The sequence below is a fragment of the Planktothrix pseudagardhii genome, from assembly GCF_904830925.1.
Lineage (GTDB): Bacteria > Cyanobacteriota > Cyanobacteriia > Cyanobacteriales > Microcoleaceae > Planktothrix > Planktothrix tepida.
Genome location: NZ_LR882967.1, coordinates 5,890,973 through 5,917,013 on the forward strand (window position 1 = coordinate 5,890,973; position 26,041 = coordinate 5,917,013).

Consider the following 26,041-nt stretch of genomic DNA (forward strand, 5'->3'; position numbering starts at 1 on the left):
GTCAACTGCTAACCGTTAGCAGCCAACAGCCAACAAACTACCCATTTAATCGATCTAACTGCTATCCTGGTGTCAAGTATGTATTCCGGTAAAAATGGCTAGACTTTACTCAATCTTTACATAGGTTGGAAAAGCTGATACGGAAGTTAACAATTCTGGAGTGATAATAGAAGTAGAGAGAAACTTTTTTTGATACGGGAGTTAGATCGATTGAAATCGTGATGCCAAAGCCTACATTCAGGTCAAAGTTCCCAGGAACCTCCTATGTTGTTCTTTGATGTGGCTTAATTCGATTAGTATGGGTTTTGCAAGTCCTCCGTCCACTGGTACAAAGCAATCTCAAACACCATGAGCTACTGTGTCAATCCAGCCTGCCCTCAACCAGAAAATGTAGATGATGCCCTCAAGTGCAAGGCTTGTGGTTCAAAATTGTTGTTGAGAAATCGCTATAAAGTGATTCAACCCTTGGGAAAAGGGGGGTTTGGAGCAACCTTTCTGGCTCAGGATATGTCGTTACCCGGACGTCCGAGTTGTGTTGTTAAACAACTGCGTCCTACTGCTACATCAGCCCGGATTTTAGAAATGGCGCGAGAGTTATTTCAACGGGAAGCAAAAACCCTCGGTAAAATTGGTGATCATCCTCAAGTTCCTCGCCTCATCGATTATTTTGTTGGGGGAAAACAATTTTATCTAGTACAAGAATATATTGATGGTTATACCTTAAAACAAGAAGTCAAAGAAAAAGGAGTTTTTAACGAGGCACAAGCCAAAAAATTCCTGCGCGAAATTTTACCATTGTTGAATTATATTCATAGTCAAGAAGTTATTCACCGAGATATTAAACCTGCTAATATTTTGCGACGGAGAATTGATCAAAATTTGGTTTTAATTGACTTTGGAGCGGTAAAAGATCAAGTCAATCAAGCAACCATGATGGGAACTGGACAAACTGCTTTTACTAATTTTGCCATTGGCACATCGGGGTTTGCTCCTCCTGAACAAATGGCCTTACGTCCAGTTTATGCCAGTGATATTTATGCAGTGGGGATGACTTGTGTTTATTTAATGACTGGAAAGTCTCCTAATTCGTTTGAAAGCAATTCAGTGACGGGGGAAATTATGTGGCTTCCCCATTTAGATGTTAGTGATTTCTTTGCCAATATATTGCAACGGATGTTAGAATTTTCTGTACAATATCGCTATCAATCGGCGCAGGATGTTCTGCGGGCATTAGATTCTGAATCGAGTTATGGAATGTTGGCAGAAGGGATGGTAACGCAGCAAAAATCTACCTCGACTCCTAACCCCAAATTAACAAACTCTACAAATGAATCTACTTTTTTAAATGAACCCAACACCTCGTTGATGTTACCTTCACAGCGTATGGCTGCCCAAATTCGAGCCAGAAATCAGCGAGTCGCGAAGAAAAAACAGGGCAATTTGGGTGGGGATACGGATATTTATGATGATAACTCTTTTGTTAGTGGCATGAGTGCGACGGAAGGTTCTCCCAGAACCATGATTTATGACACGGTTTCTAATAATACTAAAAGCAGTCTTCCCCCGACAACGCCCAAATGGACTGAAAATACATTAAAGACTGCCTATATTAAAGGAAGACGTGATTTTGCAGACTGTGAATTAAGCGGTTTAAATTTAGAAAATTTTGATTTTTCGGGAACTAATTTTTACGAATCCCGTTTAAGTAATAGCAATTTTCAAGGAGCCGATTTAACAGAGGCAAATTTTGGTCGCGCTAGATTAACAGAGGTGAATTTTCGGAATGCTCAATTAGTTAAAGCTTATTTAAGTAATGCTAATTTAGAACGGGCTGATTTACGCGGTGCTAATCTCCGAGAGTCTTGCTTAAATCGAGCAAATTTGCGGGGTGTTAATCTCTGTGGTGCTAATCTAACCCATGCCATTGTGAGTGATGAACAATTAGCCATGGCTAAATTGAATTGGCGTACAATTCGACCCAATGGAAAACGGAAATTGTGGTGCTGGTGGTTTTAACAGACTGTAGCGGATATTGGCAAAAATGGGAGTTTTGGGATAAAAAAATCCTTGGGGGACTAGCTAGAAATCGGGTTTCTGTTTACCATATAAGGTATTTGACCCCCTAAATGGAAGAAAACAGAAGTATGAGTTTAACAACCCCAGAAAACCCACTACTGATGGGACAGGGATTACCCCCTTTTGAACAGATTACACCGGAGCACGTTGTTCCGGGAATAACGCAACTGTTAACGGAATTGGAACAGGATCTCGTTACCTTAGAAACCCAGGTAAAACCAACCTGGACAGAATTAGTCGAACCCCTACAAAAATTACAAGAACGGTTAACGTGGAGTTGGGGAATTGTTGGGCATTTAATGGGTGTAAAAAATAGCCCGGAATTGAGAACTGCCCATGCAACCGTTCAACCGAATGTTGTAAAATTTATCAATAAATTGAATCAAAGTCAAGCCATTTATCATGCTTTTAAACAGTTAAAAAACAGCGATGAATGGGATCAATTAGATTCGGCTCAACAACGGATTATTAATACAGCCCTGCGAGATGCTGAATTATCAGGGGTGGGATTAGAAGGAGAAGAACGGGATCATTTTAATGCCATTCAATTAGAATTAGCTGACCTTTCCACTCAATTTTCTAATCATGTTTTAGATGCGACAAAAGCCTTTAGTTTAACCTTAACAACGCCGGAAGAAATTGCAGGTTTACCCCCCAGTTTACTCAGTTTAGCGGCTCAAGCTGCCCGTGCAGAAGGCTCAGAAACTGCTACCTCGGAAAATGGCCCCTGGCGAATTACGTTAGATGCTCCCAGTTTTGGCCCCTTCTTAAAATATAGCCAGAGGAGAGATTTACGCGAAAAAGTTTATCGAGGTTATATTAGTCGGGCTTCCAGTGGAGATTTAGATAACTTTCCTTTAATTGAACGGATTTTAGCACTCAAAAAACAGAAAGCTAGTATTCTAGGTTTCAAGAGCTATGCTGAACTTAGTTTAGCCAGTAAAATGGCTCCGAATGTGGCAGCAGTGGAAGCGTTATTAGAAGAATTACGCATTGTCAGTTATGATTCGGCGCAACAGGAATTCGAGGATTTAAAGGCTTTTGCCACCTCAAAAGGAGCCGAAGAAGCCCAGAATTTACAACATTGGGATATTGCCTTTTGGTCAGAACGACAACGGGAAGAAAAATTTGCCTTTACGGATGAAGAATTACGGCCTTATTTTGCCTTACCCCAAGTCTTAGATGGATTATTTGGATTAGTTCATCGGATTTTTGGAATTGTGATTACTCCCGCCGATGGTCAAGCTCCAATTTGGCATGAAAATGTCCGCTATTTTCAAGTTGCCAATGAAAGCGGAAATCCCATCGCTTATTTCTATTTAGATCCCTATAGTCGCCCCGCCGAAAAACGGGGTGGAGCTTGGATGGATGAATGTATTACTCGCGCTAAATTCGTGGAAAATAACGAAACAAAAGTGCGATTACCGGTGGCTTATTTACAATGTAATCAAACTCCTCCCGTTGATGATAAACCCAGTTTAATGACGTTTACAGAAGTAGAAACGTTATTTCATGAATTTGGTCACGGGTTACAACATATGTTAACAACCGTTAACTATGCGGCGGCGGCTGGCATTAATAATGTGGAATGGGATGCGGTAGAATTACCAAGCCAATTTATGGAAAATTGGTGTTATGATCAAGCCACATTATTCGGCATGGCAAAACATTATCAAACCGGAGAAACCTTGCCCGAACATTATTATCAAAAGTTGTTAGCGGCTAAAACCTATATGAGTGGAATGGGAATGCTAAGACAACTACATTTTGGGTTTGTGGATATTGAATTACATCATCGTTATCAACCGGGAGGAAGTGAAACCATTAGTGATGTTCGCAACCGTATTGCCGAGAACACAATGATTATTAAACCTCTACCGGAAGATGCCTTTTTATGTGCCTTTGGTCATATTTTTGCAGGCGGTTATTCTGCCGGATATTACAGTTATAAATGGGCAGAAGTATTGAGCGCTGATGCTTTTGCTGCTTTTGAAGAAGCCGGATTAGAAGATGAAAAAGCTATTTCGGAAACGGGAAAACGCTTCCGAGATACGGTGTTAGCATTAGGGGGAAGTTTACATCCGATGGAAGTCTTTAAAGCCTTCCGAGGGCGGGAACCCAGCACAAAACCTTTATTAATTCATAGTGGTTTAGTTGCAGCTTAATCAGTTATCAGTTATCAGTTATCAGTTATCAGTTATCAGTTATCAGTGTTGGGGTTGATTTTTTAGATCATTAGAAGGGTAAACGGGGAATTGGAACGGGAACTGGAGGAGTCGGAAATGAAGGTGTGGGAATTCCGGTTGTAGAACAACTAAATCCAGGTAAAAGACGAGAACACAGAGAATATAATGCTCCTTCTGGGGTTACAGGAATCGTAAATCCTGAGAATAATCGACCGGATAAAATAGAGGCAATTTCTTCAGGGGTCATGGGAATGACTTCGCTTAAAATTCCTTGTAAAACGGATACTTTTTCCCCTTCCTTGACTTGTACAGGTTTTCCACTTCCTGTGCTGGAACTCACCTCTACAGTTCCTTCCAAAACTTTAATATCCCCTGTATTTCCATCCATCGTTTCTAGGACATAAATTGTTCCTTCAACCCCAACCGTAAACCCAGCAATACATCCATTAATAGGGCCACTGACGAGAATTTTTCCTTGTTTTATTTCCACACATTGACCGACGGTAACAACAGAATTAGAATCCATGCGTCCCGCAGCACCATTATTAAATAAAACTCCGGCGCGAGATACTTTAGTCAGAACAATTTGCCCAAATTCTGCTTTATCTTCTACTTTTGCTTGATTATCTTGAATAAAAACTTGATCCCCATCTAAAATTTCTTGAATGATGGCAAGATTAACTTGAGCAACGGTATATTGTTGGAAAAATCCCACCGTTAAAAATACACAAAATCCGGTGATTAAACTGATAAAAATTCGTCTCCAATCACGAGAAGATTGAAGAAAATTAAACAACCGAGACACAATTGGAAGAATGAACATAGGTTAAGAGAAGAATGAGAAAATTTTAAATTTTAGTAATTCGGGATACTGAGTCAGCTAAAATTATCACTAAAGCTGAATCCTAAGCACTGGGATTAAAGTAGGAATTAAGTAATGATACCTAAACTCAGAAGCAAAAATAAATTTTTCAGAGTTTGGTTTTGTATCCTGATTCTGGCATCTTTTTTGGCTTCAGGAATAGTTTTACCTGTGATCGCACAACAATGGCAATCCGCAGAAATTCTTAATTCTAATTCTGGCGCAGAAAATAGTTTTAATCAAGGATTGAAAGGATATCGAGAAGGAACAGTAGCCGGATTTCGGAAGGCGATTCAAGAGTGGGAAAAAACGTTACGTTTATGGCGAGAAGCGAATAATCCTCAGCAAGAATCCGTGACTCGCAATTTTTTATGTTCTGTTTATGGAAATTTAGGGGAATATCCCCAGGCTCTTAACTGTTATAATCAATTACTGATTTTAACTCAAACCCTCCAAGACAAACAAACTCAAGCTACAACTTTAATTTCTATTGCTAAAATTTATGCTCAATTAGGGGAATACCAACAAGCCTTAGATACTCTCAATCAAACTTTTCCTTTCTGGGAAACTCTTAATTTTAAAACAGGGGGGTTGGCGACTTTGAATGAAATGGCTTTTGTTTATTTTAATTTAGGGGAATTTCAACAAGCTCTGAATTATTATAATCAAGCTTTAGCTCTAGTAAAGCCTTTAGGAAATCCGGCGAATATCGCAGCTATTTTAAATAATATTGGTCAAGTCAAATCCACGTTAAACCAGTTTGATACCGCCCTTGATAATTATAAACAAGCTTTAAGTTTATGGGAAGAGGTGATTCAAAAATTGGGCGATCATTCTGCCATTCATATTCAGCGAGGAAAAGGAGCAACATTAAATAATATTGGATTTGTTTATGCTAATTTGAATCAATTAGAACCCGCTTTAGAAAATTATAATCAAGCCTTAACGCTGTGGCAAAAAATTGGCGATCGCACGGGAGAAGCGAGTACCTTTAATAATATTGGGTTTGTTTATTTCCAACAAGGGAAGTTAGAGCAATCCTTAGAATTTTATAATAAAGCCTTACAGATTCGTCAGGAAGTTGGCGATCGCCCTAAAGAAGCATTATCTCGATATCGAGTCGCAACAGTTAAACGAAAACAGGGAAAGTTTGAGGAAGCGATCGCTCAAATTGAAACCGCTTTAACCATTATTGAAGACTTGCGGACACAAATTGCCAATCAAGATTTAAGAGCTTCTTTCTTAGCTTCTAAACAGGATTATTATCTATTTTATATTGATTTATTAATGGAACTCAATCAACAACAACCCAACCAAGGTTGGGATGGAAAAGCGTTACAAATCAGTGAACGAGCCAAAGCCCGTTCTCTATTAGATATTTTAGCAGAAGCTCAAGGAGAAATTACCTCTGGTGTTGATTCTAAACTTTTAGAGAAAAAACAAACCTTAAGACAAAAATTATCCGCTTTAGAAGCACAACGCATTAAACTTTTAAGCCAACCCCATACGATTATTCAAAAAGATGAAATTAACCAAGAAATTGAAACGTTACTGCAACAGTATAATCAAATTTTAGGGGAAATTCGGGAAAATAATCCCCATTATGCTGCTTTAACTCAACCTCAGCCATTAAATTTATCAGAGATTCAAAAACTATTAGATGAAAATACCGTTTTATTAGAATATTCCCTGGGAAAAGACCGGAGTTATTTATGGGCTGTTACCCCTAATCGTATTCAAAGTTATGATTTACCCGGAGAAGAAGCAATTAAAACAAGCGTTAAAACCTTTCGGGAAAATTTAATTTTACCCAGTAAGAGAATGCGGCAATCGCTCTATGAAGAAACAGGGAAAACCTTAAGAGAAATGGTATTTCCTCCCCTTCCACTCTTAGCCAATAAAAGATTGCTGATTGTAGCTGATGGGGCATTACAATATATTCCCTTTGCTGCCCTTCCTTTAGCAGAAACAAACAGCAAAGGCGATCCGATCCCTTTAATTAATAATCATGAATTATTAACGTTACCCTCCGCTTCAGTTTTAGGAATTATACGACAAGAAACCCAAACTCGAAAACCGGCTGAAAAACTGTTAGCGGTATTAGCTGATCCAGTATTTAGTTCAACGGATGAACGATTAAAAGCTGTCGTTTCTAAAGCGATTAAATCCCTTTCACCCGACTTAGAACGTTCAGCCAGAGAATCCGGTGTTTTATTTGATCGTTTACCCTTTACCCAAGAAGAAGCTAAACAGATTTTAGCCTTAGTTCCTGAGCAGGAAAGTTTGCAAGAAATCGGCTTTAACGCAAATAGAGAAACCGCAACAAGTTCTCAACTGAGTCAATATCGTTTTATTCATTTTGCCACTCATGGTTTACTCAATAGTGAAAATCCTGAATTATCAGGTTTAGTATTTTCTCTAGTGGATCAAAGTGGACAATCTCAAAATGGATTTTTACGACTCTATGATATTTTCAACTTAAATTTACCTGTAGAATTAGTGGTATTAAGTGCCTGTGAAACCGGATTAGGTCAGGAAATAAAAGGCGAAGGATTAGTAGGTTTAACACGAGGATTTATGTATGCAGGTGCGAGTCGAGTGGTGGTGAGTTTATGGAGAGTTGATGATCAAGCCACCTCCCAATTAATGGCGAAATTTTATCAAGGAATATTAGAAGAAGGATTATCTCCAGTTGCCGCTTTACGACAAGCACAAATTAAAATGCAGCAGAATGAAACCTCAGAATGGATACCCCCTTATTATTGGTCAGGATTTACTTTGCAGGGAGAATGGCAAAAACTTCCCAATTAAATCAAGAAAATCAGTCTCTTGGCAACTTCTAAGTCCCTAAGACAGTCTCAGAGGCATAAGTCCCCATCATTTGCGAATTGCGTACTCAAGCAAATTTTGATCGGATGCAAGTTTTCTATTTTGGATGGTGCATCTTATGATCATCGTCATGGGCATAAGGAGGCATAATCTCATGGTTATCAAGTCTGTCGGTTATTTGAGTTTGATTTTAGGCATGATGTTGCCTGTTACAGCGAGTCTAGCTATCATTCCTGCTCCAGTTAAAAACGGGGTCAATTCCCCCATGGAAATCAGTTTAAAATTTCCTGATGCCCCCAAGGGTGATGGGCCAGTGAGTACCGCCGGAGGAGGGACACGAGGAACAAGCTGTGGGTTAGATAATACCAAACTGACAGCTTTAGTCCCCAGTCAGAATACCTTAACGGTTTCTGCTAACCCAACGTTCTTTGTTTATATTCCTAAACTTAATCAGTCCCAGATCTTAAAGGGTGAATTTGAGTTAATCTATAACCCTAATAAAAATAAATATGTTACTCTTTACAAGACAAACGTTAAACTCCCTTTAGAACCCAGTATTGTGAAAATCCCATTACCTAAGACTGTAACCTTAGAACCCGGAATTAAATATCAATGGACATTTGCCATTACTTGTAATACTTCTAATTTTTCAGATCCGACAGAAGATTTTGTAGGGGTTTATATTCAGCGAAATGAGCTTACACCAACCCTAAAACAGGAATTAGAACAAACCCAAAATCCATTAAAAAAAGCAGAAATTTATGCCCGTGAAAACATCTGGCAAGATACATTAATGAGCCTAGCTCAGTTACGAGATTCTCAACAAGAAGAATGGAAAAGTTTACTGACTTCTATTAAAATTGAAGAATCGATTATAGACGCTCCTTTTGCACCTGAATCAACAGTAAGCAATTCTGAAGAGCAATCTGCCCAATAAACCCTACAATATACACGCTAAAATACGCTCTATGAGAGCAAAAATTCAACAATTGATGTGGGAGTGGCGTGGCATTTGGATTACAACCCCAGTCATGGCGGGTCTTGTAATTCTGCTGCGTTTTTCAGGGATTTTACAATCCTGGGAATGGTCAGTTTATGACCAATATATGCGCTTGCGTCCCCCGGAACCCCGTGATCAACGGATTGCAATTGTGGGGTTAGATGAAGCGGATATGAAATATATTGGTCAAGGTTACGTTCCTGATGAAATTTATGCTGACTTAATCCAAAAATTAGTCGCCATGAAACCCACAGCAATCGGGTTAGATATTTATCGAGATTTACCGTTTGAACCCGGTCATGCTCGGTTACTTCAACTTTTTGCAGAGACTCCTAATTTAATTGGAATTGAAAAAGTTGTCGGAGATGAATCCTTAGAATCTGTGGCTGCTCCACCAATTTTAAAAGGAAAAAATCGAGTCGCTGCGAATGATTTAATTTTAGATGAAGATAATATTATCCGGCGGGCTTTGTTAGTTGTTAAAAATGATCAAAAACAACCGGTTTACAGTTTAGGATTGTTTTTGGCGATGTTTTATTTAGATTCTCAAGGAATTGCACCCGAAATTGTACCAGGAACCAATAATTGGTGGAAATTCAACGACACTGTATTTAAACCCTTTGCCAAAAACGATGGCGGTTATATCCGAGCCGATGCTGGAGGGTATCAAGTGTTTTTAAATTATCGAGGATCTAATCAAAGTTTTGAAACGGTTTCCTTTAAAGATATTTTAACCGATAAACTTCCTAAAGATTGGGGAAAAAATCGCATTATTTTAATTGGATCTATAGGGGAAAGCTTCAAAGATTTAATGTCAACGCCCTACACATTATCTGCTAACGAAAGAATGTCTGGGGTAGAAATTCATGCCAATATAGCAAGCCAAATTATTAGTACAGCCTTAGATCATCGTCCTTTAATTCAAACCCTTCCCGATCCCTTAGAATGGATTTGGATATTTCTCTGGTCAGGAACTGGGGCAATTTTAACTTGGAAATTTAGAGCGACGGCTAAAGTTAAATTATTAATTGCACGACAGTTTTTGATTTCGATTTTAGCAACGGGAGTTTTACTCGGAAGTACCTATCTTTTCTTTATTAACGGATGGTGGATTCCCGTTGTTCCTCCCTTTTTAGCATTAGCAGGTTCAGCCATTGCCATTACCGCTTATATTGCCCGTTCTGCGGCGGATATTCGCAATATTTTTGGACGTTATTTAAGTGCTGAAATAGTTTCTAATTTACTGGAGAAACCCGAAGGGTTAAAACTAGGAGGAGAACGACGAAAAATTACCATTTTAACGTCGGATTTACGGGGATTTACGGCTTTGTCTGAACGTTTACAACCGGAAGAAGTGGTCAAAATTTTAAATTTCTATTTATCTTCAATGGCGGATGTTATTACCACTTATCAAGGAACCATTGATGAGTTTATGGGGGATGGAATTTTAGTGTTATTTGGTGCTCCCACCTTACGAGAAGATGATGCTCAACGGGCGATTGCTTGTGCGGTGGCGATGCAATTAGCAATGGAGAAAGTCAATCAAAAATTAAAACAGTGGGATTTGTCTCCTTTAGATATGGGAATTGGGATTAATACGGGGGAAGTTGTCGTTGGAAATATTGGGTCAGAAAAACGCACAAAATACGGCGTTGTCGGGAATCAAGTGAATTTAGCTTATCGCGTTGAATCCTATACAACGGGAGGACAAATTTTAATTTCTGAAATGACCTTAAAGGAAGCAGGGGAAGATTTAGTTAAAATTGACAATCAAAAATTAGTCCAACCCAAAGGGGTCAAAAAACCGATTACCATTTATGAAGTCGGAGGAATTGGCATACCCTATAATTTATTTATTTCTAAGGAAGAAGAACATTTCTATCCGCTTCCGACACCGATTGTTTTACAATATTCGATTTTAGAAGGGAAAAACATTAGTGAAAGTTTATTAATGGGAAGTTTAGTTGAATTATCCGAAAAAAGTGCTTTAATTGTTACGGAAGCCAATAATGATATTATTCCAGAAGCCTTAACAAATTTAAAGATTAATATAAAATTAGAACCCGAACAATGGAGTGATGATATTTATGCAAAAGTCCTAGAAAAATCGGCTGAATTTGGATCATTTTATATTCAGTTTACGATGAAACCTCCAGAGGTTGAAAAATATCTCAGTCAACTGTATAAAACTATCGTTATATGAAATCCTTAAATGTATGCTACACATCTCCCCCCTTTTTAAGGAAACATTATACTAACACTGACTTACTGAGATCACAATATTTTAGGTTCATCTGTTCTAAATTTAGGGATCTCAGATCCGCTTCCCATAGGGATAATCCTGAAAAATCTGCTCCTGATAAATCCGTGTTGAGAAAACACAATAAATTAATTAAATTCCCAACCGCATAACCATAAGGGATTTTGATTTCTCGAAGTTTGATTAAAATCAGATTCAACTTTTCAGCAACATCTTCTGAACTTTTATATCGGACTAAAAGTTTTTGAATTAAAGGTTTAACAAAAGCCGAAATTTGATAATTTTTAACAGCATCGCTGGCAGTTACCTTGAAAATTGGGTAATTTTGCAAGATGAAAAATAACGGGCAACAACGAGGAGTATTTTTGTGATTTTCCCCGGTTAAATCTTGATAAAAATGTTCAATGATTCTTTCCCTAATATAAGCTCTAATTAAATAATCTTGAGTAAATCCTAAACTCTTTTTTTCAATCAGCGATCGCCGTTGCAAAGACTCTAAGCTTTCCAGTAATGCAGGTTCAGAGACAGGAGGAAATAAATCCTCTACAAGTTGTGTACTAGAAACAGGTTTGCTTTCAATCGTTAACCAGTACATAATCTTTTTTTCTAATTCTGATAACTGATTGAATTGCTGATCTAATATTGCTCTTATTCCATTAAAAATAATCTTGTTTTCCTGTATAAATTTTGCTATACTATAGTTAAATAAATCTTGAATTGATGTCGCAGCAATTTTTAATAAAAGCGGATTACCTGAATAATAAGTAACCAATTTTTTATAATCTAATGAAGTTCCTTTAATCTCTTTAAGTTTTAAAATTATTTCTCCAGCTTCAAAATCTAAACCTTTTAACTTTAAGACTCGAACAGGTAAAGTATTCCCGGCTAAAACAGCAATTTCTTGAGGAGTTTCTCGACTGGTAATCACAATACAACTTTGATGGTTAATTTCTCCCAGTTGTTGCAGAAGTTTCCGATAGTCTTCATATCCATTTCGGTAGTGTCCCGTTAACATTCCATCTTGAAAAACAGCTTCAAAACCATCAAGAATAATTAAACATTTATGGTGTTGTAAATATTCAATAAACTGTAAAATTTTGACTTCAATTCTTTCAGAAAATTTTGGAGGTGCTAAGGGAAGATTAATCAAACAATAATTAAATATTTCTGTTAGTAATTCAGAACAAGATAAACCAGTATTAAGGTTATAATAGAAAACAAATTCAAACTGTTGCTTAATTTCATGGGTCAGTTTAACAGATAATGCCGTTTTGCCAATTCCTACCATCCCAACCATTGCAATTAAGCGACAATGCTCTTCTAAAATCCAGTGTTTCAGGGTCGAAAGTTCAGTGCTTCTACCATAAAAAAAGGAGACATCTATCGCTGCGGTTAAATGATAGGCGTTAGGATAATCTCTGATTTTTTGTAATTCTACTCTTTCCGCTATTCTTTTCTTTTCACAGGAAGAACAATCAGGAACCGTTAAGGGTTTTGATACAATCTCAGACTGAGTAGATCCCTGTTTGGATTGATAGACGTAGCAGTTAATTGCAGAATGTAAGTTAGTTTTAGTAACAGGTTTTCCTAAGCTTTGAGAGAGCAATTTCCATAACTGAGAACCCACCCCTTTAATATAATCTGTATCATACTCAAAGGCTTGGGCAATTTGTTGATAGGATTTTCCTTGCCAAGACTCCCGCAACACCAGTTCTTGAGTATCACTCAACCCATTTGATGGAAACAGAGGAGTTAATAGCACCAAAACTTCATCAGGTGTCATTTCTGGCATGGTTTGTTACCCCCCTCACTCTCACTTGATTTGTATTTTATCACCTTTTCTTACTTTTTTTACTGTTCTTCGTTTATCTTCAGGTTTCTTTACATTAAAGTGATCACCTTTTCTTACTTTCAATCAACAAGTGATCAAGTTAGTCTAGGAACATCAAGTTAGAAAGTCTAATAACTCAAGGAGAGTTAAGGAGGAATAGGATTATGAAAATGATTTTCGGAGGAGCAAAAATGAAATTGCCAAAATTAATTTTCCTCAGTACCCTGGGGTGTTTAGCTTTTAATTTTTCCTTTTCTCCTTTAGTAAATGCAGGAGAAATATCATGGGTATATGGCAGAAATGGTGCTTTGTCTAATAATCCAGTCAATATCAATGATGAACAATTCTTCGTCTGTCAAGTTAGCTTATCGGATTCTAGAGGTAGTTTTGTTCTGCCTGGTAAACTATCACCTGGTCTTCAAAAGTGTCTCATTTCCTATGGCGGTCGGGAATTCGGTTATTCAAACTATAGAGTTCTCAATGTAGTTTCTGGTCAAGCAATTTGGGTAGCTAAAACTGGAAGTTTTGAGCCTGATGGTGCAATTATCGGCGGTCGTACTTCAGATGGAAACAAAATCTTTATTTGTGCTGTTCCTATTGGTGGTGGTTGGACAATAGGACGATATCATTCTGGTAGTGATCAATGCTATATACCTTATGGGGGTGATGAAAAATTTTTTACTGGAACTAACATGAAAATCTTAGTATTAAGATAATGATTTTGTAGCCAATCTAAAAAAGAAACATCTTTGCTCTTACTGGGAGTGAAGGAAAAGCGATCACTTTTGATCACCTTTTCTTACTGTCAATCAGCGAGTTAGAAAGTTAGTCTAAGAAAAGCAAACCAGAAATCCAGACTATTTGCAGGCTATCAATCAATTTTAAATTGATATTTTTCTTGGTAGCCTCAAATCAATAGATATCAAGGAGTAACTAAAATGTTTGACAAACCTCGTCGAATTCTTTCTTTTGATGGTGGCGGTATTCGCGGACTTTTAACTGCCTCAATGTTAGAAGAAGTTGAAGATAAGCTGAAAGCAATCAATCCCGATAAAGAATTGAGAGAGTATTTTGATATTATTGCTGGTAAGCTGTTAAGCATCTAAATAGGGTATAATGAAAAACCAAGTTTAGAAAAATCAATCAAAAGATGCCTGCTAAAAATCATTTAAATGAAAAGCAAGTAGAGAAACTACAGAAAAGATTGAAAGAGGAAGAAAATGGACAAATCCGAGAAAGAATCTTGATTTTATTATTGCTAAATGATGGTAAAAAGCAAAGTGAAATTGCCAAGTTTTTGGGCTGCTCATTAAACAAAGTATGTTATTGGTGTGTACATGGAGACCCTGACAAATTAGAAAGCCTAAAAGATGAAAGAATGAAAGGAAATTATAGAAAAGCCACAGACAAATATATAGAGATATTATTAGAAACAGTAGAAAAAGAACCGGAAGAATTAGGATATGAATTTGGGAGATGGACAGGAGAAAGATTGGCAACTTATTTAGAACAAATCACAGGAATCAAATTAAGTAGTTCACAAGTGAGAAAGATATTAAAGGAAAAAAAGTATGTTTATTTGTGGGCAAAGTATAGCTTAGAAGAGAAAAGAGATCCAGAAAAAAGAAAATTATTTAAAGATAAAATAGAAGAATATTTGAAAATAGCAAAAGAAAGTCCAGAACAATTACAGGTATGGTTTTGGGATGAAAGTGGATTTAATTTAAGAGTGATAAAAAGAAAGAATTGGTGTAAAAAAGGGAAGAGGAAACAGATTAGAGGAGACAGGAGGAAAGGAAGAGTTAATGTGATGGGAGGATTGAGGTACTCGGATAAAAAAAGATTTGTAGAATTTCTGGATAAAGGAAATGCAGATAATTTTTATCAAGTGTTAAAAAGTTTTTATCAAGAGCTAATTTATGAATGGGTATTAGCGGGAAATCAAGCAGAAGAATTTGTAGAAAAAGGAGCTAAGATCCTGATTATTCTTGACAATGCAAGTTTTCACAAAAAAGAAGAGTACCTAGAAAAAATTAAAGCAGAAATGCCGAATGTCTATTTAGAATTTCTTCCAGCATATAGTCCAGATTATAATTTAATTGAATTAGTCTGGCATTCAGCTAAAGAATATATAGCTCATCGACTCTTTAAATCAGTTGATGAGCTAGAGTGTTTATTACATCAGCTTTTAAATGAAGGACAGTTATCTATTAAATGGGGACGTAAACTTAAAAACAAAGGTAATGCTATAATCACAGTTTAAATACACAACAGCTTACATCTTCAGGGAGTATTATTGCACTGGCTGTTGCTCAGGGAATATCTGCACAAGAAATTAGAAGTTTTTTTAAATGCGACGGTGATAGAATTTTTCCTGATCCTAAATCTACCGTATTCAGTTTAATTCAACGATTCTTAGAGCAAGATTTAGATTGGACAACCTTTAACCCTTTTAATATTTTAGATGTAGATAATGAAAGTATCAAAAAAATATCGACTCAGCCTGTTTACGATGGCAAAGGTTTAGAGGAGGTACTTAGAGAAAGATTCTCAGAGCAACTATTTGGAGAGCTTAAACCTTTACTGATTATCCCTAGTTATGATGTCTACAATCGTCGAGCCATGATATTTAAAAATAACGACGATCTCTACAAAAGTGTACCAATTTGGGAAATTTGTAAAGCTTCTTGTTCTGCTCCTGTTGCTTTTCCGGCTCATCTGATTGATAATGATAACTTTATTTATGGAGTTCAAAAACAAGCTAAAGAAGCTAAAAAAATTGGCAAAAAGTCAAACTTAAAAATTCCAAATGAAGGTCTTCCCTTTATTGATGGGGGTTTAGTTGCTAATAATCCAGTTCTTTGTGCCATTGCTGAATGTCGAAAAGTTTTCAAACAACTTCCCGATTTAGTTGTATCTTTTGGAGTTGGTGCAGGATTACATCGAATTACCATTCGACAATCCCAAGGATGGGGAGCTTTCAATTGGGCAAGTTTAATTAGAAACATTCCCTTAATGGATGTATTTGCAGATGGTTCCAGTGATGCCACAGATTACATCGCTGAACAACTTCTTGAACACGAAACTGACTATGTACGATTTCAATCTTTTTTTGAGAAAGATGTCAGTACATTTAGTGCCGATGAAAAAAACATGATAGCTTTAGAAGAATCGGTTGCTGATTATATTATAACTAAAGATTATCAAGATAAAGTGCAAAAAGTCGTTGAAGAACTGACGTAATAAATTGGGGTTTTAAAAATCCTAATCTAGCCCAACCGTGTCATCTCAACTATCAATATAATTCCCTTTTAATGATCCGACTTCTGAGGCAGAGTTATAAACCAGAGTAGGGAATAAGTTAAAAGGGTTTTATTTGTTAATAGTTAGAGTCGATTCAGCCAGAAGATAACCTATCATGAAAAGATTAACGTCATCATTATTAATTGGGTTTGCATTAACTTTAGGAATCTCTAACGGTTCCTTATTAGCTCAACCCTCACCACAATTTAAAACCTTTGCTGAGTGGTGCGAGAATCAAAACCAATTAGGAGAGGAAACGAAACATACAATTGAAGTGTTGTTAACAGTAGCAGAAACAACCGATTGTAATCAAGCTAATCAAATATTATCTCAAAAAACTACACTTAACCTAGGTGGTTATGAAATTAGAGATATTAGCCCTTTATCTGGCTTAACTCAATTGACAGAGCTTATCCTCGGCCTCAATCAAATTAGTGATATTAGCACCTTATCCTCTTTAACTCAACTGACGGAGCTTTACCTCCAAAGCAATCAAATCAGTGATATTAGCGCCTTATCCTCTTTAACTCAATTGAAAGTGCTTATTCTTTTCAACAATCAAATTAGTGATATTAGACCCTTATCCTCTTTAACTCAATTGAAAGAACTTTTCCTCACCCTCAATCAAATTAGTGATATTAGTCCTTTATCCTCTTTAACTCAATTGACAGATCTTGACCTTGGAGTCAATGACATTAGTGATATTAGCCCTTTATCCTCTTTAACTCAATTGATAAAGCTTTCCCTCGAAATCAATCAAATCACTGATATTAGCCCTTTATCTTCTTTAACTCAATTGGTTTGGCTTAAACTCTACAGCAATCAAATTAGTGATATTAGATCCTTATCCTCTTTAACTCAATTGAAAGAGCTTAACCTCGTCAACAATCAAATTAGTGATATTAGCCCTTTATCTGGCTTAAATCAATTGACAGAGCTTAACCTCGTCAACAATCAAATCAGAGATCTTAGTTCTTTATCGACTTTAAATCAGTTAGGAGTTATTTACTTGAGGAAAAACCCAATAGAACAGAAAGTCTGTCCTTTACCTGATCAATCAATCTGTCATTTTTAAGATTAAAAAATGTGATCACACAGTCTAAAATTTATAATAATTTTAGTAAAACCAGCGAATTAAATCAGAGGATAACCCACAATGAAAAAATTAACATCATCATTATTAATCGGACTCGCATTAACATTAGGAATCTCTAACAATTCCTTATTAGCTCAACCCTCAGTACAATTTAAAACCTTTGCTGAGTGGTGCGAGAATCAAAACCAGTTAGGGGAGGAAACAAAGCATACGATTGAAGTGTTGTTAAAAGTAGCAGAAACAACCGATTGTCATCAAGCTAATCAAATCTTATCTCAAACCACTCAACTTAGCCTGAGTTTCGATAAAATCAGTGACATTAGTCCTTTATCGAGTTTAACTCAATTGACATACCTTACCCTTCACGAAAATCAAATTAGTAATATTAAGCCTTTATCCTCTTTAACTCAATTGAAAGAGCTTTACCTCTACAGCAATCAAATTAGTGATATTAGACCCTTATCCTCTTTAACTAACTTGACAAATCTTATAATCGGCGGTAATCAAATTAGTGATATTAGTCCTTTATCCTCTTTAACTCAATTGACTGAGCTTTACCTCTACAGTAATCAAATTAGTGATATTAGACCCTTATCCTCTTTAACTCAATTGACTACCCTTGACCTCACCGATAATCAAATTAATGATATTAGACCCTTATCCTCTTTAACTCAATTGACTGAGCTTAATCTCGGTGGTAATCCAATTAAAGATATTAGTCCCTTATCCTCTTTAACTCAATTGAGAAATCTTACGTTCATTGAGAATGGAATTAGTGATATTAGTTTCTTATCGAGTTTAACTCAATTGACTGGGCTTGACCTCCGTATAAACCAAATAAGTGATATTAGCCCATTATCGAGTTTAACTCAATTGACTTGGCTTTTCCTTGACTCCAATCAAATTAGTGATATTACACCCTTATCCAGTTTAACTCAATTGGTAAACCTTCACCTCAGCAAAAATCAAATCAGAGATATTAGTCCTTTATCCACTTTGACTCAGTTACAAAGTCTTTCCCTAAGTGAAAACCCAATAGAACAGCAAATCTGCCCTTTACCTGATCAATCAGTTTGTTCTTTTGGAGATTAAAAAATGCGATCGCACTCTCTAAAACACTTGTAAATTTTAGCAAAACCAGTCAATTAATCAGAGGATAACCCATCATGAAAAAAATAACGTCATCATTATTAATTGGACTTGCATTAACTTTAGGAATCTCTAACAATTCCTTATTAGCTCAACCCTCAGTAGAATTTAAAACTTTTGGCGAGTGGTGTGAGAATCAAAAGCAGTTAAGCGAGGAAACGAAACATACAATTGAAGTGTTGTTAAAAGTAGCAGAAACAACCGATTGTAATCAAGCCAATCAAGCTTTATCTCAAATCACTACACTTGACTTAAACTACGGTGAAATTAGTGATAGTAGACCGTTATCCTCTTTAACTCAATTGAAAGAGCTTTTTCTCATCGGCAATCAAATCAGCGACATTAGCCCTTTATCGAGTTTAACTCAATTGAAAGTGCTTTACCTCAGCCTCAATAGAATTAGTGATATTAGCCCCTTATCCTCCTTAACTCAATTGACTGAGCTTTACCTCGTCGGCAATCCAATTAGTGATATTAGCCCCTTATCCTCTTTAACTCAATTGACTAAGCTTTACCTCGCCAACAATCAAATCAGTGATATTAACCCCTTATCTTCTTTAACTCAATTGACTGAGCTTTTTCTCGTTGGCAATCCAATTAGCGATATTAGTCCTTTATCGAGTTTAACTCAATTGACTTGGCTTCACCTGTGGGAAAATCAAATCAGTAACATTAGTCCTTTATCCTCTTTAACTCAATTGACTCAGCTTAACCTCAGCCTCAATAGAATTAGCGATATTAGTCCTTTATCCTCTTTAACTCAATTGAAAGTGCTTTACCTCGGCAGTAATCAAATCAGTGATATTAGCCCTTTGTCCTCTTTAACTCAATTGACTGAGTTGTACATTGAAACTAATCAAATTAGAGATATTAGTCCCTTATCCTCTTCAACTCAATTGACCTGGCTTAACCTTGAGGCTAATCAAATTAGTGATATTAGCCCTTTGTCCTCTTTAACTCAATTGACTAGCCTTAGCGTTATGGGCAATCAAATCAATGATCTTAGTTCTTTATCAAGTTTAACTCAATTGACTCAGCTTTTCCTGAGTGAAAACCCAATAGAACAGAAAATATGCCCTCTACCCAATCAATCAATTTGTAACTTTTAAAATTAAAAAATGCGATCGCTCGCATTCTCTCAAACACCTGTAAATCTTACCTAACACAAGGAAAACATCATGAAAGTTTACACTGACAAAGCAGAATTAACCCAAATCGGCTCCCCCAACCTGTGGATAATATTAGGGTTAGGAACCGCTTTATTTCTGATCTCAATGAGTTTTATTTATCCCTTAATAACAAAGGACTTACTATTAGTGATAGGCATCTTTGATCTTCTTGCGGTTTCAATTATAATGATGATCATTTATATCGCTTGGGCGGCTATTCTTAATCTCAGAAAAACTCAGATCACTGATCAGATTAATCGCCAACTAGCCGGAGATTTTATTAGTAACCCTGAAAACTATTGGTATCGCTGGGAATACACTGAACGAGATAGAAAATGGATTGCATCTCATATCTTTTTAGAAGGACTGGGGATATTATTATTATGGTCTCCGTTTATAATAATTTTTATTCTAATCATTGAAATTTTAAACGGGAGAAAATTTCATTATCATCCGACGGGAAATGGGTTTCAAGATCTGATTAACTTATTGGGAGTAGAGATCTGTATTGGCTTCGGAACCGGATTAGCCTTTTTTATAGCCGGAATTTTTCAATCAGCCAAACGAAGCAAAAATATTTGTGATGTTTATATTGGTGAAAATGGGTTTTATGCAGATGGTGAATATTGGTGCTGGGAAGGAACACCCTATCATTTATATGGCATCAATTTATTAAAACGAGTCTTAAAGTTGGAATTATTTTATCAATTACCGAACTCCGAACCCGATCAAGATTTTGTTTTGACAACTCGTTTATTTGCAGATGAACCCACTGGGGAGATTACTCGCTCTATTTTTGTTCCTCTTGGTCAAGAACAAGCTGCTGATCAGATATTGAAAGAATTAACGAAAAAATGTATTCCACGACCTAAGTAGGTAGGCAGGAAGAAACGAAAGTATGTAAAGATAAATGAAGAGAGAGAAGAAATCTACCGAGGTCATGAAAATATGGGTGCTCGTTTAAGGGTATTTCTAACTCGTGAGCAAGACAAAACCCTGTTCAAGCTCAGAACAGCAGATGTGCCACAGAAAGTTAAAGACCGAGCCGAAGTGATTCGATTAAACTCACAAGGTTGGTACGTGGAAAAAATAGCAGCTTATTTTAATTGGACAGCACAGACAGTTAGAGAAGTGTTGCACAAATGGGAAAAGTTAGGACTAGAAGGGTTATGGGAAAAACCCGGTCGCGGGGGAAAAGCCAAGTGGAAAGAAGAGGACTTAGTATTTTTAGAAGAATGTCTCAGAAGAGAACCCCGGACATACAACTCTGAGCAATTAGCCCAAAAATTAGAACAAGAACGGTCAGTTAAATTGAGTCCCGATAGATTAAGACGGGTGCTCAAAAAAAGGGGGTGAATTGGAAGCGAGCCAGAAACAGCCACAAAGGAAAGCAAGACCCGATAGTCCGCGCGCAGAAACAGGCGGATTTAGAAATGTTGGAATTATCAGCCGCCACCGGAGAAATTGACTTAAAGTATTTAGATGAATCGGGTTTTTGTCTGTGGAGTGAACCGGGGTATACCTATTATTTTAGAGGGGAACAAAAACGTTTAGAACAAACTCGTCGTCGGGGTCGAAGATTAAGCATTATTGGGTTTTTGCAACAGCAAATCAGTTTTGTTTACGGCTTGGTGATTGGAGGTGTCAATCGCCAGTGTTATATCCAAATGATGGAACAAGAAGCAGCAGAGGCTGAAAAAGCCGGACGGATGAGAGTCATTGTCCAAGATAATAGCCCCATACATCAATGCCATGAAGTCAAAAAACTCTGGCCAAAATGGGAAAGTATGGGTTTGTATAAGTAGGTAGGCGAGAAAATCGACAAGTATGTAACGAAAAGTTAACTGGGTTGTTGCTGCGAGTGAAATTTCATCCGTTGTGTGCTGTAGTTTCCTCTTTCTCCCCTAGCTTGAATACCATTCATTACCGCATAGGCCAGGTCTAATTCATCCTCAAATGTTTGTCCTGATAGTTCATCTTTTTTGAGATGTTGCCACTCTAATTCAATCGGATTCATTTCCGAACAATATTTAGGCAAATAGAAAATATACAAACCCATACTTTCCCATTTTGGCCAGAGTTTTTTGACTTCATGGCATTGATGTATGGGGCTATTATCTTGGACAATGACTCTCATCCGTCCGGCTTTTTCAGCCTCTGCTGCTTCTTGTTCCATCATTTGGATATAACACTGGCGATTGACACCTCCAATCACCAAGCCGTAAACAAAACTGATTTGCTGTTGCAAAAACCCAATAATGCTTAATCTTCGACCCCGACGACGAGTTTGTTCTAAACGTTTTTGTTCCCCTCTAAAATAATAGGTATACCCCGGTTCACTCCACAGACAAAAACCCGATTCATCTAAATACTTTAAGTCAATTTCTCCGGTGGCGGCTGATAATTCCAACATTTCTAAATCCGCCTGTTTCTGCGCGCGGACTATCGGGTCTTGCTTTCCTTTGTGGCTGTTTCTGGCTCGCTTCCAATTCACCCCCTTTTTTTGAGCACCCGTCTTAATCTATCGGGACTCAATTTAACTGACCGTTCTTGTTCTAATTTTTGGGCTAATTGCTCAGAGTTGTATGTCCGGGGTTCTCTTCTGAGACATTCTTCTAAAAATACTAAGTCCTCTTCTTTCCACTTGGCTTTTCCCCCGCGACCGGGTTTTTCCCATAACCCTTCTAGTCCTAACTTTTCCCATTTGTGCAACACTTCTCTAACTGTCTGTGCTGTCCAATTAAAATAAGCTGCTATTTTTTCCACGTACCAACCTTGTGAGTTTAATCGAATCACTTCGGCTCGGTCTTTAACTTTCTGTGGCACATCTGCTGTTCTGAGCTTGAACAGGGTTTTGTCTTGCTCACGAGTTAGAAATACCCTTAAACGAGCACCCATATTTTCATGACCTCGGTAGATTTCTTCTCTCTCTTCATTTATCTTTACATACTTTCGTTTCTTCCTGCCTACCTACTTAGAAGAAGAAGGAGTAGTTATTATAGTAGTGACTATTATGGCGATAGTTACTACGGTGATAGTGATTCTGGGGATTCTGGGGATAGTTGTTCCTGGGGGGATTCTGGGGATTCTGGGGATAGTTGTTCTAGTGGCGATTAGTCTATTAACTTTTTCTTTCACATTATTAGATTTCTACCGCTCTAAAACCCGATGATTTTCAAGATTTTAGGGGAAACAGTTCCCCTTTTACCCAATGGTATTGATTCTAAATCCCCCAATGTCCTTTAAGGATTTGAGCCTCGTTAACGGTACTACTGATGTAGCGTTCATAAGTGGATTTCATATTACTTAGGGCTTGCTGAAAAAAGGCGAAAAGCCAGAACAGGCGGGAGGAGAAGACAAGAAAAAATGAATCAGGTGCAAGGGATGGGTGTAAAATAGCGCAAAAACCTGGCAGGAGTTGGGGAAAATGTACCGTAAAGACGAACAACAGAAAACACCACCCGAAGAGTTCAAACTGCCATTTGAGGGAAAACTCTCAGAAGAGAATCGCTGGGTAATCATGGCTCAATGGATACCGTGGGAAGAATTTGAAGTGGAATATGCAGAATTATTCTCATCTGTGATGGGAGCACCCGCCAAAACATTTAGAATGGCATTAGGAGCCTTAATCATTAAAGAAAAATTAGGGATAAGCGACCGAGAAACAGTAGAACAAATCAAAGAAAATCCCTACTTGCAGTATTTTATCGGGTTGTCAGAATACAGGAACGAAGCTCCATTTGATGCCTCAATGTTAGTGCACTTTCGGACGAGAATCAATGTAAATTTAGTGAATAAAGTTAATCGGTTAATGGTCAAAAGAATGCGAGAGGCGAGTTCCGAGCCAGCCTCAGAAAATCAATCAGAAGCTGAAGAGGGAAGTGAGAGGAAAAACCGAGGAAAATTAATAGCTGATGCGACTTGTGCACCTGCGGATATCACATATCCAACAGACTTAAAAATTTTAAATAAAGCCAGAGAACAGACAGAAAAAATCATTGATAGTTTGCATAAAAGTCGTCAGGATAAATCAGAAAAGAAACCAAGAACTTATCGAAAAACAGCCAGAAAAGACTACCTAGAAGTAGCCAAACAACGCCGACCTTCCCGACAAAAAAGACGAAAAGCAGTTAAAAAACAACTGCAATATATTAAACGAAACTTAGGACATATAGACCAACTCATCGACAATGGAGCAACGCTAGATTGCTTAAATAACAAGCAATATAAGAGTTTATTAGTAATATCAGAAGTTTACCGTCAACAGCAATGGATGTATGAGAATAACAAACAGAGCATTTCCGATAGAATCGTCAGTTTGAGCCAACCTCATATTCGTCCGATTGTGCGAGGTAAAGCCGGAACGTCAGTAGAATTTGGTGCTAAATTGTCTGCGAGTTGTCTGGATGAATATGTATTTCTTGACCGGATTAGTTGGGATAATTTTAACGAATCCTGTGATTTAAAAACACAAATAGAGGCTTTTAAAGAATACACGGGGCATTATCCTGAATCAGTCCATGTAGATAAAATTTACCGGACTAGAGACAACCGAGCTTGGTGTAAAGACAGAGGAATTAGAATCAGTGGCCTCCCATTAGGGAGACCGTCAGCAAATCTTAGTAAAGCTACTAAGAAACAGGCGTTAGAGGATGAAAAAATTCGGAATTCCATTGAGGGGAAATTTGGCCAAGGGAAAAGAAGATTTAGCCTGAATCGGATTATGAATAAACTAGCTCATACTTCCGAAACAGCAATTGCTATTACTTTTTTAGTCATGAATCTCTCTGTGATTCTTAGACGGATTTTTAGGTCAATTTTTTTGTTCAATTACTTTTTTCGAGTTATTGATTACCAGAATTTATCTGTTAACTCCTTATCTCAAAAAAAACTTATTTATCCTTCTGACTCCATTTGCTAGTTAATCATTCTTTTGCTTTTCTGTTACTTTTTCAGCAAGCCCTACTTAAACAGAAATAAGGGATGAGAATGATTATAGACATCCATTGCCTTAACGGGGTAATAACCCCGTCAGTGCTTACTTCATGGCTTTGGAATCATTACAGCAAATTCTGATATTCTGATTCATCCCCTAAGATTTTTAACACCTGTTTAATATCTTGAGTCCGGTCTTTTTTCGCAATTAGGGTAACATTTCCATCCCGAACAATCACTAAATCCTCGATCCCTAACGTTACCACCACATCTTCATCACTAGAGCTAAATAAAATTGCCCCTTTCGTATCTAACCCAACGTGTTTAACAATTTCTACATTGGGTTTATCTCCTCCCAATAACCGTTCTAATCCATTCCAATCTCCTAAATCATCCCATCCAAATTCAACGGGTAAAACACAAGCTTTTTGTGTTTTTTCCATTAAGGCGTAATCAATACTAATTTTTTTCAATTCGGGATAAGCCTCTTTCCCTTTTGCTTCTAACGCACTCACTAATTCAGGAACATAAGTTTTGAGTTCTTTTAAAACGACACCCACACGGAAAACAAAAATCCCTCCATTCCAACTAAATCGTCCCGTTTCTAAAAATTCTTCTGCGGTTTCTCGATTCGGTTTTTCTGTAAATCGGGCTACTTTATAAGCCGGAAATCCAGCAAAATTTCCAATATTTTCTCCCTGTTCAATATAACCATATCCCGTTGAAGGATAGGTGGGTTTTACCCCTAATGTCACGATCACATCTTGGGTTTTTGCTAATTCTTCTGCGGCTTTTAAAGTTTGGCGAAATTTTTCGGGTTCTGCGATCCAATGATCCGCCGGAAAGAACCCCACAACAGCTTCTTCTCCATAGCGTTTTGCCACTTCTAAAGTTGTCCAAACCAAGGCGGGGGCGGTGTCTCGTCCTTCGGGTTCTGCTAAAATATTCGCGTGAGGTAATTGAGGTAATTGAGTTTGAACCCCCGCCTCTAATAAAGCCGAGGTAACAACCCATAACCCATCCCAACTATCGGTTAAGGGTAATAACCGTTCTGCGGTTGCTTGTAATAAACTAACGCCACTCCCATCTAAACTCAAAAATTGTTTGGGTCGATGTTTCCGACTCAGGGGCCAAAACCGTTCACCTTTTCCACCAGCCAGAATCACAGGAATCATACTTAGAATTAAATAGGTAATCCAATTAAATGATCAAAGATTGAGGAAATTTTTCGATATTTTTTTCCCTAATGGTATCACGACAGCTAAACCTCTTGCCAACGGTCAAGCTCATTTTTTCCTCATCATTTAATCCTAAAGAATGAAGGGAAAACCGTCAATAGTTATTT

Annotated in this window: 19 protein-coding genes and 1 pseudogene; 16 read left to right on the forward strand and 4 right to left on the reverse strand. The window is 37.3% G+C overall.

All coding sequences use genetic code 11. From position 1 onward, the window contains the following. Positions 1-348 precede the first annotated feature (348 nt). A complete protein-coding gene (locus NMK36_RS25510; protein WP_254174936.1) occupies positions 349-2,016 on the forward strand; it encodes a serine/threonine-protein kinase in 1,668 nt (555 codons plus the stop codon). Positions 2,017-2,144: 128 nt separating this feature from the next. Then, positions 2,145-4,241: a M3 family metallopeptidase gene (locus tag NMK36_RS25515; RefSeq protein ID WP_254174937.1), complete on the forward strand. Its 2,097-nt coding sequence runs from the start codon at positions 2,145-2,147 to the stop codon at positions 4,239-4,241. Between the two features lie 70 nt (positions 4,242-4,311). On the opposite strand, the gene NMK36_RS25520 is transcribed toward NMK36_RS25515, so the two are convergent. Beyond that, positions 4,312-5,085 (reverse strand): hypothetical protein, encoded by a 774-nt coding sequence (locus NMK36_RS25520; RefSeq protein ID WP_139294973.1) that lies wholly within the window; start codon positions 5,083-5,085, stop codon positions 4,312-4,314. A gap of 114 nt (positions 5,086-5,199) precedes the next feature. Here NMK36_RS25520 and NMK36_RS25525 point away from each other — a divergent pair, with 114 nt between their 5' ends. The 3 genes from NMK36_RS25525 to NMK36_RS25535 all read left to right on the forward strand — a co-directional run bounded on the left by NMK36_RS25525 (position 5,200) and on the right by NMK36_RS25535 (position 11,156). Continuing rightward, positions 5,200-7,935 carry a CHAT domain-containing tetratricopeptide repeat protein gene (locus NMK36_RS25525; RefSeq protein WP_083579900.1) on the forward strand — a complete coding sequence of 912 codons (2,736 nt, stop codon included), beginning with the start codon at positions 5,200-5,202 and terminating at the stop codon, positions 7,933-7,935. Between the two features lie 172 nt (positions 7,936-8,107). Next, a complete protein-coding gene (locus NMK36_RS25530; RefSeq protein ID WP_254174938.1) occupies positions 8,108-8,890 on the forward strand; it encodes a DUF928 domain-containing protein in 783 nt (260 codons plus the stop codon). A 31-nt stretch (positions 8,891-8,921) separates the two neighbouring features. Next, positions 8,922-11,156 carry a CHASE2 domain-containing protein gene (locus NMK36_RS25535; RefSeq protein WP_254174939.1) on the forward strand — a complete coding sequence of 745 codons (2,235 nt, stop codon included), beginning with the start codon at positions 8,922-8,924 and terminating at the stop codon, positions 11,154-11,156. Between the two features lie 46 nt (positions 11,157-11,202). Here the strand turns inward: NMK36_RS25535 and NMK36_RS25540 are convergent, their stop codons facing one another. Further along, a complete protein-coding gene (locus NMK36_RS25540; RefSeq protein WP_072717897.1) occupies positions 11,203-13,005 on the reverse strand; it encodes an NACHT domain-containing protein in 1,803 nt (600 codons plus the stop codon). A 203-nt stretch (positions 13,006-13,208) separates the two neighbouring features. Between NMK36_RS25540 and NMK36_RS25545 the strand changes: the two genes are divergently transcribed. The 10 genes and pseudogenes from NMK36_RS25545 to NMK36_RS25590 all read left to right on the forward strand — a co-directional run bounded on the left by NMK36_RS25545 (position 13,209) and on the right by NMK36_RS25590 (position 21,566). Beyond that, complete coding sequence (locus NMK36_RS25545; RefSeq protein ID WP_254174940.1) at positions 13,209-13,760, forward strand: DUF3421 domain-containing protein; 552 nt, start codon at positions 13,209-13,211, stop codon at positions 13,758-13,760. Between the two features lie 222 nt (positions 13,761-13,982). Further along, positions 13,983-14,150, forward strand: a complete 168-nt coding sequence (locus tag NMK36_RS25550; RefSeq protein WP_254174941.1) for a hypothetical protein — start codon at positions 13,983-13,985, stop codon at positions 14,148-14,150. A 44-nt stretch (positions 14,151-14,194) separates the two neighbouring features. Then, positions 14,195-15,307 (forward strand): IS630 family transposase, encoded by a 1,113-nt coding sequence (locus NMK36_RS25555; protein WP_254172743.1) that lies wholly within the window; start codon positions 14,195-14,197, stop codon positions 15,305-15,307. A gap of 26 nt (positions 15,308-15,333) precedes the next feature. Then, positions 15,334-16,287: pseudogene (locus NMK36_RS25560) on the forward strand (patatin-like phospholipase family protein); the annotation flags it as partial. 175 nt (positions 16,288-16,462) lie between these two features. Beyond that, positions 16,463-17,422 (forward strand): leucine-rich repeat domain-containing protein, encoded by a 960-nt coding sequence (locus tag NMK36_RS25565; RefSeq protein ID WP_254174942.1) that lies wholly within the window; start codon positions 16,463-16,465, stop codon positions 17,420-17,422. Between the two features lie 81 nt (positions 17,423-17,503). Then, a complete protein-coding gene (locus tag NMK36_RS25570; protein ID WP_254174943.1) occupies positions 17,504-18,535 on the forward strand; it encodes a leucine-rich repeat domain-containing protein in 1,032 nt (343 codons plus the stop codon). A 74-nt stretch (positions 18,536-18,609) separates the two neighbouring features. Next, on the forward strand, positions 18,610-19,701 hold the full coding sequence (locus tag NMK36_RS25575; RefSeq protein WP_254174944.1) for a leucine-rich repeat domain-containing protein: 1,092 nt from the start codon (positions 18,610-18,612) through the stop codon (positions 19,699-19,701). 69 nt (positions 19,702-19,770) lie between these two features. Continuing rightward, positions 19,771-20,637, forward strand: a complete 867-nt coding sequence (locus tag NMK36_RS25580) for a hypothetical protein (protein WP_254174945.1) — start codon at positions 19,771-19,773, stop codon at positions 20,635-20,637. A gap of 72 nt (positions 20,638-20,709) precedes the next feature. Continuing rightward, positions 20,710-21,117: a helix-turn-helix domain-containing protein gene (locus NMK36_RS25585; RefSeq protein ID WP_254174201.1), complete on the forward strand. Its 408-nt coding sequence runs from the start codon at positions 20,710-20,712 to the stop codon at positions 21,115-21,117. Next, the gene (locus tag NMK36_RS25590; RefSeq protein ID WP_254174200.1) at positions 21,114-21,566 is read left to right on the forward strand and encodes a transposase; all 453 of its coding nucleotides are present in this window, start codon (positions 21,114-21,116) and stop codon (positions 21,564-21,566) included. Before NMK36_RS25585 ends, NMK36_RS25590 begins: the two co-directional genes overlap by 4 nt. 35 nt (positions 21,567-21,601) lie before the next feature. Here the strand turns inward: NMK36_RS25590 and NMK36_RS25595 are convergent. Next, positions 21,602-22,659, reverse strand: a protein-coding gene (locus tag NMK36_RS25595; RefSeq protein ID WP_254172945.1) for an IS630 family transposase whose coding sequence is annotated in 2 segments (ribosomal slippage) — positions 21,602-22,264 and positions 22,267-22,659 — 1,056 coding nt in all. Because the reading frame shifts where the segments join, the coding sequence is not laid out codon by codon here. Between the two features lie 529 nt (positions 22,660-23,188). Here NMK36_RS25595 and NMK36_RS25600 point away from each other — a divergent pair. After that, positions 23,189-24,682: an IS5 family transposase gene (locus NMK36_RS25600; protein ID WP_254173932.1), complete on the forward strand. Its 1,494-nt coding sequence runs from the start codon at positions 23,189-23,191 to the stop codon at positions 24,680-24,682. Positions 24,683-24,821: 139 nt separating this feature from the next. Here the strand turns inward: NMK36_RS25600 and NMK36_RS25605 are convergent, their stop codons facing one another. After that, on the reverse strand, positions 24,822-25,871 hold the full coding sequence (locus NMK36_RS25605) for a mannose-1-phosphate guanylyltransferase (protein ID WP_254174946.1): 1,050 nt from the start codon (positions 25,869-25,871) through the stop codon (positions 24,822-24,824). Positions 25,872-26,041: the final 170 nt, after the last annotated feature.

Coding starts and splice junctions, on each gene's coding strand:
- NMK36_RS25600 (WP_254173932.1), top strand. CDS start 23,189: ATGTACCGTAAAGACGAACAACAGAAAACACCACCCGAAGAGTTCAAA.
- NMK36_RS25575 (WP_254174944.1), top strand. CDS start 18,610: ATGAAAAAAATAACGTCATCATTATTAATTGGACTTGCATTAACTTTA.
- NMK36_RS25525 (WP_083579900.1), top strand. CDS start 5,200: ATGATACCTAAACTCAGAAGCAAAAATAAATTTTTCAGAGTTTGGTTT.
- NMK36_RS25585 (WP_254174201.1), top strand. CDS start 20,710: ATGGGTGCTCGTTTAAGGGTATTTCTAACTCGTGAGCAAGACAAAACC.
- NMK36_RS25510 (WP_254174936.1), top strand. CDS start 349: ATGAGCTACTGTGTCAATCCAGCCTGCCCTCAACCAGAAAATGTAGAT.
- NMK36_RS25530 (WP_254174938.1), top strand. CDS start 8,108: ATGGTTATCAAGTCTGTCGGTTATTTGAGTTTGATTTTAGGCATGATG.
- NMK36_RS25545 (WP_254174940.1), top strand. CDS start 13,209: ATGAAAATGATTTTCGGAGGAGCAAAAATGAAATTGCCAAAATTAATT.
- NMK36_RS25565 (WP_254174942.1), top strand. CDS start 16,463: ATGAAAAGATTAACGTCATCATTATTAATTGGGTTTGCATTAACTTTA.
- NMK36_RS25540 (WP_072717897.1), bottom strand. CDS start 13,005: ATGCCAGAAATGACACCTGATGAAGTTTTGGTGCTATTAACTCCTCTG.
- NMK36_RS25605 (WP_254174946.1), bottom strand. CDS start 25,871: ATGATTCCTGTGATTCTGGCTGGTGGAAAAGGTGAACGGTTTTGGCCC.
- NMK36_RS25580 (WP_254174945.1), top strand. CDS start 19,771: ATGAAAGTTTACACTGACAAAGCAGAATTAACCCAAATCGGCTCCCCC.
- NMK36_RS25520 (WP_139294973.1), bottom strand. CDS start 5,085: ATGTTCATTCTTCCAATTGTGTCTCGGTTGTTTAATTTTCTTCAATCT.
- NMK36_RS25550 (WP_254174941.1), top strand. CDS start 13,983: ATGTTTGACAAACCTCGTCGAATTCTTTCTTTTGATGGTGGCGGTATT.
- NMK36_RS25555 (WP_254172743.1), top strand. CDS start 14,195: ATGCCTGCTAAAAATCATTTAAATGAAAAGCAAGTAGAGAAACTACAG.
- NMK36_RS25535 (WP_254174939.1), top strand. CDS start 8,922: ATGAGAGCAAAAATTCAACAATTGATGTGGGAGTGGCGTGGCATTTGG.
- NMK36_RS25570 (WP_254174943.1), top strand. CDS start 17,504: ATGAAAAAATTAACATCATCATTATTAATCGGACTCGCATTAACATTA.
- NMK36_RS25515 (WP_254174937.1), top strand. CDS start 2,145: ATGAGTTTAACAACCCCAGAAAACCCACTACTGATGGGACAGGGATTA.